This window comes from Sinomonas terricola (assembly GCF_034931225.1).
Lineage (GTDB): Bacteria > Actinomycetota > Actinomycetes > Actinomycetales > Micrococcaceae > Sinomonas > Sinomonas terricola.
This window is the reverse complement of sequence record NZ_JAYGGQ010000008.1, coordinates 108590-122988: the sequence shown is the minus strand read 5'-3', so window position 1 is coordinate 122988 and position 14399 is coordinate 108590. Positions and strand designations below refer to the sequence as shown.

Sequence of the window (14399 nt, the reverse complement as noted above, 5' to 3'; positions counted from 1 at the left end):
CAGTGCGGGCCGGCTCCTCGTCAGAGCCAGTGTCGCGCCACTGGAAGCCGCGCAGAAGGCCGCCGGGCGTCAAGGATCTGTAAAGGTCCGGAGCGGGGACGTAAGGAGGCCGTCAAAGCTGGCGGTGGACCTATCCGCAAGGCGATTCACTGATTCCACGGGCCGCGCCGTGCGGCCGTGGAAGGGGTATGTCATGGCCGATGTGGCCGTCGTGGCGGTCTTTCTTGTGCTCGCGGGCCTTGTGATGTGGTCAGTGTCGGCGCTGTCGAAGCTGGTGGACGGCAAGTGAGCGGTGAAGTCATTGCCTGGGCGCTGCTGGGCCTTCTCTCCCTCGCCTTGTGCGTCTATCTCGTGGACCAGCTCTTCCGCCCGGGAGGAAGGTAGGCCATGCAGTTCAGCATCCTCTCGTTCATCACCCAGATCGGGATCCTGATCGTCGCGCTCGGGGCGATCCACCGTCCTCTGGGCGCCTACATGGCCAAGGTCGCCGACGGCGAGCGGCACCTGCGCTTCGAGCGCTGGGTCTACCGTGCCACCGGGGTCAGCCCCGACAGCGCGCAGACGTGGAAGGCCTACGCACGCAGCATGGTCGCGCTCTCAGCGGCCGGCGTGATCCTGCTCTATGTCGCCCAGCGGCTGCAGCCGCTCCTCTCGGGCGGGCAGATCTCGGGCGTGGACCCGTGGGTGGCCATGAACACCGCCGTCTCGTTCGTCACCAACACGAACTGGCAGGCCTATGTGCCCGAGTCGACCGTCGGGTTCGTGATCCAGATGGCGTTCCTCGCGGTTCAGAACTTCGCCTCTGCCGCCATCGGCATGGCCATCGCCTTTGCCCTCGTACGCGGTTTCGCAAGGAGGGGCACGGATTCGCTCGGGAACTTCTGGGTCGACATGACGCGCATCACGTTCCGGGTCCTGCTCCCGTTCGCGGCGATCGCCGCCGTCGTCCTCGTTGTCGGCGGCGTCGTGCAGAACTTCTGGCCCACCGACGTGCACAACGCGATCACCGGGGTCTCGCAGACCATCCCCGGAGGCCCAGTTGCGAGCCAGGAGGCCATCAAGGAGTTCGGCACGAACGGGGGCGGCTACTTCAACGCGAACTCCTCGCACCCGTTCGAGAACCCAAACGCGTTCACGAACATCTTCGAGGTCTTCCTGCTCCTGGCGATCCCATTCTCCCTGCCCTACACGTTCGGGCGGATGGTGGGCAGCAAGAAGCAGGGCTACACGATCCTGACGGTCATGGGCTCCCTGTGGCTGATCACGGAGGGGTTCATGGCATGGGCCATTGCGGCCTGGCCGAACCTCGGCGAGGGCCTCGAGCAGCGCTTCGGACCCGCGGCGGGCGGCATCTTCGCGACGGCGACGACGCTCACCTCGACCGGCGCGGTGAACTCGATGCACGACTCGCTCCCGCCGCTGGCCGGCGGCGTGGCGATGTTCGACATGATGCTCGGCGAGGTCGCGCCCGGCGGCGTTGGTTCGGGCCTCTACGGCATGCTCGTGCTCGCGGTGGTGGCCGTGTTCCTCGGCGGGCTCATGGTCGGCCGCACGCCGGAGTACCTGGGCAAGAAGATCCACGCCCGGCACATGACCCTCGCCGCGCTCTACCTGCTCGTGACCCCCGTCCTCGTGCTCGTGCTCACCGGCGCGGCGGTCCTGATCCCGTCCGTCGTCGCGGACGCGCCGTCCCAAGGCCCGCACCAGTTCAGCCAAGTGCTCTACGCCTTCACGTCGGGGGCGAACAACAACGGCTCGGCCTTCGCCGGCCTCAGCGCCTCCGACCCGATCATCTCCTCGCTCATGAATGTGGCCATGTGGCTCGGCCGCGTGCTGCCCATGATCTTGGTTCTGGCCCTCGCGGGAAGCTTCGCAAGACAGGAGCCCATCCCGCCCTCGCCCGGGACGCTCGCGACCTATGGCCCGCTTTTCGCCGGCCTCCTCGGCACCGTGACCGTCCTCTTCACAGCCTTGAACTACTTCCCAGCCCTCGCGCTGGGACCCATCGCAGAGGGAACCATCAGATGACGACCTCCCACGACACCCGGCAGGGCACCCACAGCCAGCTCAACCCGCCGCACGGCGCGCCGGGCCATGTACCCGCTCCGCGCATCACCGAGCTCTCAGGCCACGCCTACAAGACCGGCAAGGTCAAGAAGGCGTTCAACCGTCAGCTCATCCTGGCCGCCATCCCCGAGTCGTTCGTCAAGCTCGACCCGCGCCAGATGAGGCACTCGCCGGTCATGTTCACGGTGCTCCTGGGCACTGCCGTCTCGGCGATCGCGTGTGTCGTCCAGATTGCCCAGGGCAGCCCCGATGTCGTCTTCAGCGTCGTCATCACGATCTGGCTGCTGCTGACGGTGCTTTTCGCCAACTTCTCCGAAGCCCTCGCCGAGGGACGCGGCAAGGCCCAGGCGGACAGTCTCCGCGCGGGCAGGCAGGGGGTTATCGCCCGCAGACTTAAGGGTGGGACGGGCGGGGCTGCAGAACCCGAGGAGGCCGTCCCCGCGCCCGACCTGCGCAAGGGCGACCTCGTGGTCTGCGAGGCAGGGGACGTGATCCCGTCCGACGGCGAGATCGTCGAGGGCCTCGCGATGGTCGACGAGTCCGCCATCACAGGTGAGTCGGCTCCCGTGGTCCGCGAGTCCGGCGGCGACCGCTCGGCCGTGACCGGCGGGACCAAGGTCATCTCGGACCGGATCGTCGTGCGCATCACGGCCAACCCGGGGCAGACGTTCATCGACCGGATGATCGCCCTCGTCGAGGGCGCGGAAAGGCAGAAGACTCCGAACGAGATCGCCCTGCACGTGCTCCTCGTGGCCCTGACGATCGTGTTCCTCGCGGTGACGGTGGTCCTCGTGCCGTTTGCGAGCCTCGCCGGCGCCGTCCCGTCGCCCGTGGTGCTCGTGGCCCTGCTCGTGTGCCTGATCCCCACGACCATCGGCGCGCTCGTGCCCGCCATTGGGATAGCGGGCATGGACCGCCTCGTCCGGCACAACGTCCTGGCCACGAGCGGCCGCGCGGTCGAGACGGCGGGGGACATCACGACGCTCCTGCTCGACAAGACCGGCACCATCACGTTCGGCAACCGCCGCGCGGTGGCCTTCCTGCCCGCACCCGGCGTGCCCGAGGGCGAGTTCATCGAAGCCGCGCGGCTCTCTTCACTCGCAGATGAGACCCCCGAGGGACGCTCGATCGTGGACCTCGCGGTCGAACGCAGCGAGGAGGGCGTCAGTGCCACCGGCCCTAGCCTCGACGAGCTCACTCGCCAGCGCGGCGGGCATGTCACCGCCGTGGAGTTCACGGCGATGACCCGGATGAGCGGGCTCGATGACGACCGTCGCCGCTACCGCAAAGGTGCCGCGTCCGCCGTCGCCCACTGGGTGCGCGAACTCGGCGGCGACATCCCTCCGGGAGTGAGGGATGACGTTGACGCCATCGCCAGCGACGGCGGCACCCCGCTCGTCGTGGCGATGGACGACGGTGCCGGTCAGCAGGGTGAACAGCGACCGCGTGTCCTCGGTACCATTCACCTCGCAGATGTGGTCAAGCCGGGCATCGCGGACCGCTTCGCCGCGCTGCGGCGGATGGGGATCCGGACCGTCATGATCACCGGCGACAACAAGCTCACCGCTGCCGCGATCGCGAAGGAGGCCGGCGTCGACGACTATCTCGCCGAGGCCACCCCAGAGGACAAGCTGACCCGGATCAAGCAGGAGCAGGCGGCGGGTCAGCTCGTCGCGATGACCGGCGACGGCACGAACGACGCGCCCGCCCTGGCCGCCGCGGACGTCGGCGTCGCGATGAACTCGGGCACCCAGGCGGCAAAGGAGGCCGCCAACATGGTCGACCTCGACTCCGACCCGACCAAGCTCATCGACGTCGTCGCGATCGGCAAGCAGCTGCTCATCACGCGAGGCTCGCTCACCACGTTCTCCGTCGCGAACGACATCGCGAAGTACTTCGCGATCATCCCAGCGCTGTTCGCGGCCGTGTTTCCGGGCCTGAGCCTTCTGAACATCATGGGCCTGACAAGCCCCAAGAGCGCCATCCTGGCCGCGGTCATCTTCAACGCGATCATCATCGTCCTTCTTGTCCCGCTCGCCCTCCGCGGGGTGCGCTACCGGCCCGTCTCAGCGCAGCAGGCCCTGCGCCGGAACCTGCTCATCTACGGCGTGGGCGGGATCATCGTCCCGTTCATCGGCATCAAGATCATCGACCTGCTCCTGGCCGTCGTGCCGGGGCTGCACTGAGCCCATAGACAAGTAAGGAGACCGCAGTGAATGCTTACCTGCGACAGCTCGGCACCTCGTTCCGGTTCCTGGCGGTGGCGACACCGCTGCTCGGCGTGCTGTACCCACTGGTGATGTTCGGTGTCGGCCAAGCGGTCGCTTCGGCGCAGGCCAACGGCTCGATCGCCCAGCTCAACGGACAGCCCGCCGCTTCGACTCTCATCGTTCAGGCCGTTCCGGACAAGGAGACGAGGTTCTTCTTCCCGCGCCCGTCCGCGGTGAAGTGGGACCCGACGATGTCGGGAGCGTCGAACCTGGGGCCGTCGGACCCGGCCCTCGCTAAGGCCGAAGCTGACGCCCGCACCGCCGTCGCCGCCCGCGAAGGAGTCCCCGAGTCCGCGGTGCCGCAGGACGCGGTCACGGCATCCGCCTCGGGGCTCGATCCGGACATCTCCCCGGCTTACGCCCAGCTCCAGGTCCCTCGCGTCGCCAAGGCCACCGGTCTGAGCGTCGCCGAAGTGGAGAAACTCGTCGCGGACTCGACCAACACCCCGGCCATGAGCCTGCTCGGCCAGCCAGCCGTCAACACCACCAAGCTCAACCTCGCCGTCGCGACGAGGCTGAAGTAGACACCGCAACGGGGAACGGCTGGAAGAATCGGGAGTATGGAACGCGGCAGCCTGCGCATCTTCCTCGGCGCCGCGCCCGGCGTCGGCAAGACTTACGCCATGCTCGAAGAGGCCCACCGCCTCACGGCGGCCAATACCGACGTGGTGGTCGCCGTCGTCATGGACCATGGGCGGGCCGCGACGGCGGCGCTCACGGAGGGGCTTGAGCAGGTCACGCTGCGCAGTGTCGTGTATCGAGGAACTCGCCTTCCAGAAATGGACGTGGACGCCGTCCTCGCGCGGCGGCCCCACACGGCGATTGTCGACGAGTACGCGCACACGAATGCCCCGGGCAGCCGCCATCCGAAACGCTGGGAGGACGTCGACGAGCTCCTCGACGCCGGGATCAACGTCCTCACGACGGTCAACGTCCAGCACCTCGCATCGCTCAACGACGTCGTTGCGTCTATCACGGGAACGCGCCAGCAGGAGGTCGTGCCGGATGCGATCGTGCGCAAGGCCGATCAGATCGAGCTCGTCGACATCCCACCCGAGCTCCTGCGCCAGCGCCTGAGCTCGGGCCTCGTCTACGCGCCGGACAAGATCGACGCGGCGCTCGCCAACTACTTCCGGCTCGGCAACCTCTCGGCATTGCGCGAGATGGCGCTCATCTGGCTCGCCGACCGCGTCGAAGAAGGACTCGCCGAGTACCGGCAGCGGCATCGGATCGAAGGGACGTGGCCGGCCCGTGAGCGGGTCGTCGTCGCGCTCACGGGCGGCCCTGAGGGAGAGGCTCTCATCAGGCGTGCGGCACGTATCCTCTCCCGTGTGAGCGGCGGTGACCTCATCGCCGTCCACGTACGGCAGCCGGACGGACTGAGCGAAGGATCAGCCCAGTCGCTCGCCGCCCAGCGGAAGCTCGTCGAGGACCTCGGCGGCACGTATCAGCAGCTTGCGGGGGACGACATTGCGGCAAGCCTGCTCGACTTCGCCCGCAGCGTCAACGCAACCCAGATCGTCGTCGGCGTCTCCCGCCACACACGCCTCCAGCAGTTCCTCGGGCGCGGAAGCGTAGGTGCCGCCGTCGTGCGCGATTCGGGCGAGATCGACGTGCACATGGTGACCCACGCGCTCGCGGGCAGGGCACCGCGCCGACGGCTCACGCCGATCCTCGGGCGCACCCGGACGCTCATCGGCTACGCGCTCGCGCTCGCTGTCCCGATCCTCATGACGGCCGCGCTCCTGCCGTTCCCCGAGCTCAACCTCACGACCCACGCGCTCGCGCACCTCTGTGCCGTCGTCGTGGTCGCCTTTGTCGGCGGCCTGTGGCCCGCGGTCGTCGCCGCCGTCTTTGACTCGCTCCTCCTCAACTACTTCGTGACACCGCCCGTCGGCACGCTCACGATCGACGACCCGCAGAACTTCTTCGCGCTCGTCGTCTTCCTCGCGGTCGCGGTCGCCTTCTCGCTCGTGGTGGGCGTATCGAGCCGCCGATCCCGGGACGCTGCGCGTGCGCGGGCCGAAGCTGGAACCCTCAGCGAGCTTGCGCGCGGCTCCCTTGCGCGGGACCAGAGCGCGGAGGAGTTCCTTGAGCAGCTTCGCGGTGAGTTCCAGCTCGCGTCGGTCAGCGTGCTCTCGCAAGACGGCAACAGCTCGTGGGCGATTCGGGCGCGTGCCGGACGGGATGCCCCGGCGAGTCCCGACGAGGCCGACGGCGCCGACCGCGTCGAGCCGGGCCTCACCATCGCGTGGAAGGGGCGAGCCCTCAGCGGGGGAGAGCGTCGCCTCCTCGCGGCGTTCGAGGCCCACCTCTCGGCCCTGCTGGAGCGGCAGGAACTTGCCGTGAGCCTGCGCGAGACGGTTAAGCTCGGCGAGGCCAACCGCATCCGGACCTCAATACTTCGTGCGGTTTCCCATGATCTCCGCACCCCGCTTGCTGGGATCCGCCTCGCGGTGACGGCGCTGCGGCGGCAGCGCGGCAAGACGACTCCCGAGGAGCAGGCCGAGATGCTCGAGACCATCGACGCCTACTCGGGCCGTCTGGACAACCTCGTCGCCAACCTGCTCGACATGTCTCGCATCGACAGCGAGGTGTTGAGCGTCCTCCACGAACCTGTGACGTGGCTCGATGTCGTCTCCGACGTCGTCTCGGACCTGCCTGCCGACTCGGTGCGCGTCGACCTCGCCTCGAATCTCCCTCCGCTCGACGGCGATCGCGGGCTCCTCGAGCGCGTCCTCGCCAACGTCGCCGAGAACGCGGTCAAGTACGCGGGCGGAAGCGACATCGTGATCGTCGCAACGGCCGGCGGCCTGCTGTCCCCGGCGATGGGCGATCAGCCCATGAGCGAACTGCGTGTCGTCGACCATGGCACGGGTGTGCCGGCCGAGCGGGTCATGGCGATGTTCCAGCCGTTCCAGCGCCTCGGCGACGAGACCAAAGGCTCCGGCATCGGCCTGGGGCTCGCTGTCGCGAAGGGCTTCATCGAGGCGATGGGCGGCGAGCTCGCCGCCGAACCGACCCCGGGTGGTGGGCTCACGATGGTCCTGCGCATGCCCCTGTACGCTGGGCCGCGGGAGTGAGGAGTCCACACAGATGAAGCGCGTTCTCGTGGTCGACGACGAGCCGCAGCTCCTGCGCGCCCTCCAGATCAACCTCCGGGCCGAGGGATATACCGTCGCGGTTGCGGCGAACGGAACCCAGGCTCTCCATCTCGCGGCCTCCAACCCGCCCGATGTCCTCGTCTTGGACCTCGGACTGCCGGACATGGATGGGGCGGAGGTGATCCGCGGGATCCGGGGATGGTCCGAGATGCCGATCGTCGTCCTCTCTGCCCGGCACGGGTCGACGGACAAGGTCGAGGCGCTCGACGCGGGTGCCGACGATTACGTGACCAAGCCCTTCGGGCTCGACGAGCTCCTCGCGCGCCTCCGTGCCGTCGAGCGCAGGTCCGCGCACATCCCACTAGGCGGCGTGGTCGATGCGGGCGGCCTCCTGATCAACCTCGGCGCCGCGACCGTGACCCGCGACGGCGAGCGAGTGCACCTCACGCCCCGCGAATGGGGAGTCCTGCAGATGCTCGTGGCCAACCGGGGGAATCTTGTGACCCAGCGCCAGCTCCTTCAGACTGTGTGGGGGCCAGCCTATAGCGAAGAATCCCAGTACCTGCGTGTCTATATGGCCCAATTGCGGCGCAAGCTCGAAACGGACCCGGCGCGCCCGAAGCACCTGATTACCGAGGCCGGGTTGGGCTACCGCTTCGAGGAATAGCCACGCGCACGGCCGCGCGGCGAGGCGCTCTCGGCCTGGCCGCGGCGTCGGCACACCGTGGCCGCCGTAGAGTTGGCTCGTGAGCGTCCAGATCCAGCCGCAGCTCGTCCAGCTACCCGTGGCCCAGGCCGCTTCGATGCCGGCCGCGGACGTTCTCGAGGCCGTGGGATCCGGGCCCGACGGACTGACCGAGGCGGAAGCGGCACGCCGCCTCGCCCTCGGCGCCAACGTGCTCGAGGCGCGGCGCGTCAGCTGGCCCCACGTGCTTGTGCGCCAGTTCGCGAGCCCCCTGCAGGCGTTGCTCGTCGCGGCCGCGCTCCTCTCCTTCGCCACCGGGGACCAGCTCAACGCCACGATCATCCTCGCGATCCTGCTGGGAAGCGCCCTGCTCGGCTTCGTCAACGAGTACCGGGCCGAGCGCACGGCAGCCGACCTGCATCGGCGCATCAGCCACACGGTCGTCGTCGTCCGCGGCGGCGAGGAGCGCGCCGTGCCGGTGCGCGAACTCGTGCCGGGGGACGTCATCCGGATCGGCCTTGGGAACATCGTCCCTGCGGACGCACGAGTGCTCGAGGCCGCAGGGCTCGAGACCGACGAGGCGGTGCTCACCGGCGAGTCCGCCGCGGTGGAGAAGTCGGAGGAGCCCGTCGCCGAAGGGGCCAGTCTCGCGGAGCTCTCGGACTGCCTGCTCATGGGGACGGTGGTGCACGCGGGAGCGGCGCGCGCCATCGTCACCGCGACGGGCCCAACGACCGAATTCGGCCTTATCGCGGCGGGGCTCGCCCAGGGCCTCCCCGAGACGACCTTCCAGCGCGGTCTCAAGGAGTTCTCGCTCATGCTCCTGTGGGTCGGGCTCGCCCTCACGGCGGGGATCCTCGTGATCAACCTGCTCCTGGCCAGACCGTTCCTCGACTCGGCGCTGTTCTCCCTCGCCATTGCCGTCGGCATCACGCCCCAGCTGCTTCCCGCCGTCGTCAGCACGAGCCTCGCCGCGGGGACGCGGCTCCTGGCCCAGCACGGGGTGCTGGTCAAGCGGCTCCTCGCGATCGAGGATCTGGGGAACCTCGACGTCCTCGTTACAGATAAGACCGGCACGCTCACCGAAGGGCGCATCGGGCTCGAGGAGGTCCTGCCGGCGGCAGCCCGCGCCGACGGGGCGGGCCGGCTGTCCGAGCTCGCGCTCCTGTGCTGCGAGGTCGATCCGGCCGAACCGGGCGCGTCCGGCGAGGGTCAGAACCCGGTCGACGCCGCGCTCTGGGAGGCGTTCCCGGAGCTGCCCGCGCAGCTGGCCGGCTCGCGGCGCCTCGAGCTGCGCCCCTTCGACCATGAGACGTGCACGATGGAGACTGTCGTGACTGGGCTGGACCGCGACGCCGAGCGCGTCGGGGAACCGCGACGCATCCTCAAGGGCGCCCCCGAGGCCGTCCTGGACCGGTGTGACGGCGTGACCGACGACGACCGCGCAAGGCTCGATGCGCTGTTCCGTCGGGGAGCCCGGGTCGTCGCTGTCGCCAGCGGATCGGGGTCCAGTGATGGCGCCTTGCTGTCCCTCGAGGGCTTCCTGAGCTTCATCGACAAGCCGAAGGAGGACGCGCACGTTTCGCTTGCGCGGCTCGCGGAGCTCGGGGTCGACGTCAAGATCGCGACGGGCGACAACGCCCTCGTCGCGGAGCACGTGATCTCGGTGCTGGGCATGCCCGGGGGTGCGGTCCTCACCGGGGCTCAGATCGCCGCGATGGACGACGGCGAACTCGCCTCCGCGGCGAAGGGCGCCCGGGTCTTCGCGCGCGTCTCCCCGAAGCAGAAGGCGCGCATCGTCACGGTGCTGCGCCGGGCGCATGCCGTCGGGTTCCTCGGCGACGGCGTGAACGACGCCCTCGCCCTCAACCAGGCCGACGTGGGGATCTCAGTCGAGAGTGCCACGGACGTCGCCAAGGACGCGGCCGACGTCGTCCTGCTCAAGAAGGATCTCGGCGTGCTCGCGGACGGGGTCGTGGGCGGCCGGCGCATCTTCGCCAACACGATCAAGTACCTGCTCATGGGCACGAGCAGCAATTTCGGCAACATGTTCTCCGCCGCGGCCGCAAGCGCGTTCCTCGCGTTCCTGCCCATGCTGCCCGGCCAGATCCTGCTCAACAACCTGCTGTACGACACGAGCCAGCTCGCGATTCCCACCGACAAGGTGGACCAGGACCAGCTCCGGAAGCCCGCCCATTGGGACATCAGGGGGATCCGACGATTCATGGTCACGTTCGGACCGATCTCCTCGCTCTTCGACTTCGGGACCTTCGCCCTCATGCTCGGGGTGTTCAGCGCGGCCCCCGAGGAGTTCAGGGCCGGCTGGTTCGTCGAGTCCCTCGCCACGCAGACCCTCATCGTCTTTGCGATCCGCACCCGGCGTATCCCGTTCTTCCGGAGCCGCGCCTCGGCGGCCCTCACGGCGAGCGTGCTCGCGATCGTGGCTGCCGGCGCCGTCATCCCGTACACGCCGTTCGGCGCCCTCATCGGCTTCCGGCCCCTGCCGCTGCCGTTCTTCCTTGCGCTCGCCGGGATGGTCGTGCTCTATCTCGTGCTCGTCGAGGCCGCGAAGCACTTCTTCTATCGCGCGGCCGACGCTCGCGCGGCACGCGAGCAGGCCGCGCGCGAGGCCGCTCCCGCGGCCATCCCGCCCGCCGCGGTCCATGCCTCTCACGGCCGAGTCCACCGTCGTGCCGCCCCATTCGTCGTGCACACGGGAAGGCCGAAGGTGCGGAGGGCACCCGGCCACGGCGTGGCGGCCGGGCGCCGCTAGACAGGGCGCCGTTAGGCAGGGTGTGCCATAGCAGCGAAAAGTGTGCCGCGTCGGCATCATCTTCCGTCGGCAGACGTGGTGGATTCCGCGTGCAGAGCCGCGCGGCGGCGGCGCGCGCGGCGGGAGAGGACGCCACCGACTGCGAGCGCGAGAGCGGTGCTGATCCCTGCCCCGATGAAGGCGGACTCCCAGAAGGGCAGATCCGTCGCGGTGTGCGCGACGAACCCGATTCCTGCCATCCACGCTGACCAGAGGACGCCGCCGATCGCGTCGCTCGCCAGATAGGCGCGCGTCGGCATCCGCGTGATCCCGGCGGTGACGCACGAGGCGAGGCGTCCTCCCGGAAGGAAGCGCGCGCCCAGCACCATGATGAACGCGCCGGACCGTCCCAGCTCTTCGAGGCCCTCGCGCGTCATGCTGTGCAGCCGTCGGCCCCAGCGCCAGCGGTCCACGAGCGGGCTGAGGCTGTGCTTGACGAGTAGGTACAGCGCCGCGTCGCCGAGCCAGGAGCCCACGGCCGAGAGGAGGATCACGAGGGCGAGGTTCCCCCGCCCCTCCGACGCGAGCGAACCGCCCGTCGCCACGGCCACCTCGGCCGGGACCGACGGGAAGAAGGAGTCTGCGGCGACGATCGGGACAAGCCCGAAGAGCAGCGCGGTCCAGGCATCCATGTCAGGGCGCCGGGCTCAGCGCGCGACCATCATCTCGGCCACCATGCGAACAGTGTGGCGCACTCGGCCCCGCGGAAGAAGGGCCATGGTCCCTGACGCTTCGCGGGTGACGCATGGCAGCATTCGGGACAAAGGTCTCTAGTCGGGTGCGCCGGGTCGCCTGACCCTGATGACGTGGAAACGTCAGCGTCAGCCCTGGCCTCTGCAGCCCGCCTCGCGGCCGATGGAATCTACCTCGGCTGGGGATCTTTCACGATCCAGCTCGGCAATCTTCTCGTCATCGTCGCGATGCTCGTCCTGTTCGCGATCGCGCTTTTCCTGCCGTTCCCAGGCGGGAGGGACCGCAGATGAGCGTCCCACGCGACACCGCCGCGCAGGGCCCGGCGCCGGGAAGCCGCATCGTTTCGTGGACCGGTCGGTTCCGCGGGTGGTCCCTGCAGAAGCTTCCGCCCGAGAAGCTCCTCCCCGAGACCCAGCCGAGCTATGTCGCATCGTGGATCTACGTCTTCGGCATGGCAACCATCGCAGCGCTCGTGTACGTGCTCGCCTCCGGCTTCATCCTCGCCCTCAACGGGCCCGCCTGGTACCACGTCTCGGCGTTCGGCCGGTTCGTCAACAGCACGCATCTGTGGGGCGTCGAGCTCTTCTTCATGTTCATGGTCATCCATCTGTGGGGGAAGTTCTGGATGGCGTCGTGGCGGGGAGGCCGAGCTCTGACGTGGATCACCGGGGTGATCGCCTTCGTCGTCTCGCTGGTCACGGCCTTCACCGGCTACCTCATCCAGACGAACTTCGACTCCCAGTGGATCGCGTTCCAGGCCAAGGACGCCCTCAATGCGGTTGGCGTGGGCGCGTGGTTCAACGTGGCGGATCTCGGGCAGCTCCTCATGTGGCACATCGTGCTGCTCCCGCTCGCGGTGGGCGCCGTCGTCGTCCTCCACGTCCTGCTCGTGCGGGCGCGAGGCGTCGTCCCGCCCCTCGAGGCCGCCGAAAGCGATCCCCAGCTCCGCGCGCCGTCGCCCGATCGCGCGGGAGAACGCGAAGGAGGCGACGATCAATGACCGCCACCGCGAGCCGACCCGCGGCCGGGCCTCGCAGCCATCGCGGGCGGGATCTCGACCGCCGTCCCTGGGCTGGCTCACTGCGCGAGTACGACCTCGTCAAGGAGCTCGTCTACGCCCTCATCGTCGTGGGCCTGCTCACGGTGGGGCTCGCCGCCGTCGTCGGCTCTCCCGACGAGCCTCCCGTGACCCTCAAGCAGTGGGCAAGCGCGGCGCCCTCTGACTTCGTCGCCACCGCAACCGCCGAGCTCGGCGGGACGAGCGACACTGCCGGGTACGGCCCGCCCTACAACGCGACGCCGGGTGCGAGCCAGACGCTCGGCCCGATCGATCTGCAGAGCCTCTCTGGCGTTCGCCTGCCCATCGACACCGCCCAGGACTTCGTGATCGGGCCCCTCGGAATGCTCCCGCAGCCGCCCGCTGACCTTGCTGCGTGGGACGCGGCGAGCGATGCGCAGCGCGGGCAGTGGGCGAGTGCCTACGCCGACGCGCTCTCCAAGGCGCCCGACGGCGACCCAGCCAAGGTTGCGCCCGGAGACTACGGGCCCGTCCCCGGCTTGGACAACGCCTTGCTCGCCATGGCGCAGAAAGGCACCCTCGACAGCGTGCTCGACGGAAACGCCGCCACGACCCTCAACCACACGCGCACGGTGCTCTTCCTCGGCGACGGCACCTACTTCCGGAACCTCGCCGACAGCGAGCACCTCACCGGAGACCAGTGGGGCATGATGAACGAGACCGGGAACTACCCGGGCCAGTCGTGGCTGTGGCTGTTCTCGTTCTGGTACCAGGTCCCGCCGTTCAACTCGCTCTCCAACGCGGATCTCGTCATCAGCGGGATCATGGTCGTGCTCACGCTCGCCCTCATGTTCCTGCCCTTCATCCCGGGCCTTCGGTCCATCCCGCGGCTCATTCCGATCCACCGGCTCATCTGGCGCGACTACTACCGGAAGGCTCGCTCGGCGGAGGCTACACGGCTTCGATGAGTTCCGGGCCGTTGTTCCTCACGCTGTTGACGAGGCTGCCGACGGCGCGCGGCACGAGGTGTGGCTCCGGCATCGAATCGACGAGGCTGCGGACGTCGGCTTCGGACGTGGTCTCGGGGTCGAGCCAGTCCGCCCACAGGTCTCGGGGCACGATGAGCGGGGTGCGGTCGTGGATGTGCCCGATTGAATCCGCCGCGGGGGCCGTGATGATCGTGCACGTGCGGAGCCAGCGGCCGGGGTCGTCCGGCGGAAGGGACGGGTCCGGCCAGTTCTCGAACAGTGCCGCGAACGCGAGCATGCCGCCCTCCGCGCCGTGGAGATAGGTCGGAATCTTCTGGATCTTGCCGTCCACAAGCTCCTGCTGCCACTCGTAGTAGCCATCCGCGGGCACGAGGGCCCGCCGCTGCGCGGCCGCCTTGCGGAACGAGGGCTTCTCGGTGATCGTCTCGCGCCGCGCGTTGATGAGCCTGGCCGCTCCCTTGGCGTCCTTCGACCACGAGGGCACGAGCCCCCAGCGGGCCGTCACGAGCTTCCGCGACACGTCGCCGCTCTCCTTGTCCTTGCGGTCGAGGACGAGCGGCACGGGGTCCGTGGGGGCGATGTTGTAGGAGGCTTCGAGTTCGTCCACGTAGGTCTCGTCGACGTCGAACTCGGCCACGAGGTCGCCGACGTCCCGCGCCATGACATATCTCCCGCACATGCTGCTCATTATTCACCTCGCGTCGGTCCCTTTGACTAGACCGGGTGGCGTGGAGTGTGGGCTTGGCAGCCGGGCGTTTCCG

Annotated in this window: 11 protein-coding genes; 9 read left to right on the top strand and 2 right to left on the bottom strand. The window is 69.0% G+C overall.

Features of this window, described 5'->3' with window-relative positions:
- Nucleotides 1-387 precede the first annotated feature (387 nt).
- The 6 genes from kdpA to mgtA all read left to right on the top strand — a co-directional run bounded on the left by kdpA (nucleotide 388) and on the right by mgtA (nucleotide 10899).
- Nucleotides 388-2028: a potassium-transporting ATPase subunit KdpA gene (gene kdpA, locus SPF06_RS11780; protein ID WP_323279252.1), complete on the top strand. Its 1641-nt coding sequence runs from the start codon at nucleotides 388-390 to the stop codon at nucleotides 2026-2028.
- A complete protein-coding gene (gene kdpB / locus SPF06_RS11775) occupies nucleotides 2025-4253 on the top strand; it encodes a potassium-transporting ATPase subunit KdpB (RefSeq protein WP_323279251.1) in 2229 nt (742 codons plus the stop codon). Before kdpA ends, kdpB begins: the two co-directional genes overlap by 4 nt.
- Nucleotides 4254-4279: 26 nt before the next feature.
- On the top strand, nucleotides 4280-4861 hold the full coding sequence (kdpC, locus tag SPF06_RS11770; protein WP_323279250.1) for a K(+)-transporting ATPase subunit C: 582 nt from the start codon (nucleotides 4280-4282) through the stop codon (nucleotides 4859-4861).
- 36 nt (nucleotides 4862-4897) lie between these two features.
- Nucleotides 4898-7420 (top strand): DUF4118 domain-containing protein, encoded by a 2523-nt coding sequence (locus tag SPF06_RS11765; RefSeq protein WP_323279249.1) that lies wholly within the window; start codon nucleotides 4898-4900, stop codon nucleotides 7418-7420.
- 13 nt (nucleotides 7421-7433) lie between these two features.
- Nucleotides 7434-8108: a response regulator gene (locus SPF06_RS11760; protein ID WP_323279248.1), complete on the top strand. Its 675-nt coding sequence runs from the start codon at nucleotides 7434-7436 to the stop codon at nucleotides 8106-8108.
- Between the two features lie 79 nt (nucleotides 8109-8187).
- Complete coding sequence (mgtA, locus tag SPF06_RS11755; RefSeq protein WP_323279247.1) at nucleotides 8188-10899, top strand: magnesium-translocating P-type ATPase; 2712 nt, start codon at nucleotides 8188-8190, stop codon at nucleotides 10897-10899.
- Nucleotides 10900-10955: 56 nt separating this feature from the next.
- Here mgtA and SPF06_RS11750 read toward each other — a convergent pair whose 3' ends face one another.
- The gene (locus SPF06_RS11750) at nucleotides 10956-11570 is read right to left on the bottom strand and encodes a DedA family protein (protein ID WP_323279246.1); all 615 of its coding nucleotides are present in this window, start codon (nucleotides 11568-11570) and stop codon (nucleotides 10956-10958) included.
- Nucleotides 11571-11744: 174 nt separating this feature from the next.
- On the opposite strand from SPF06_RS11750, the gene SPF06_RS11745 reads away from it, so the two are divergent.
- Genes SPF06_RS11745 through SPF06_RS11735 form a run of 3 tightly spaced genes read left to right on the top strand, consistent with a single transcriptional unit; the run spans nucleotide 11745 to nucleotide 13617 of the window.
- Nucleotides 11745-11921, top strand: coding sequence for a hypothetical protein (locus SPF06_RS11745; protein ID WP_323279245.1), 177 nt, complete (start codon nucleotides 11745-11747; stop codon nucleotides 11919-11921).
- A complete protein-coding gene (locus tag SPF06_RS11740; protein ID WP_323279244.1) occupies nucleotides 11918-12631 on the top strand; it encodes a cytochrome b N-terminal domain-containing protein in 714 nt (237 codons plus the stop codon). Before SPF06_RS11745 ends, SPF06_RS11740 begins: the two co-directional genes overlap by 4 nt.
- Nucleotides 12628-13617: a hypothetical protein gene (locus SPF06_RS11735; protein WP_323279243.1), complete on the top strand. Its 990-nt coding sequence runs from the start codon at nucleotides 12628-12630 to the stop codon at nucleotides 13615-13617. Before SPF06_RS11740 ends, SPF06_RS11735 begins: the two co-directional genes overlap by 4 nt.
- Here SPF06_RS11735 and SPF06_RS11730 read toward each other — a convergent pair.
- On the bottom strand, nucleotides 13601-14326 hold the full coding sequence (locus SPF06_RS11730) for an SOS response-associated peptidase (protein ID WP_323279242.1): 726 nt from the start codon (nucleotides 14324-14326) through the stop codon (nucleotides 13601-13603). The genes SPF06_RS11735 and SPF06_RS11730 overlap by 17 nt on opposite strands.
- Between the last annotated feature and the right edge of the window lie 73 nt (nucleotides 14327-14399).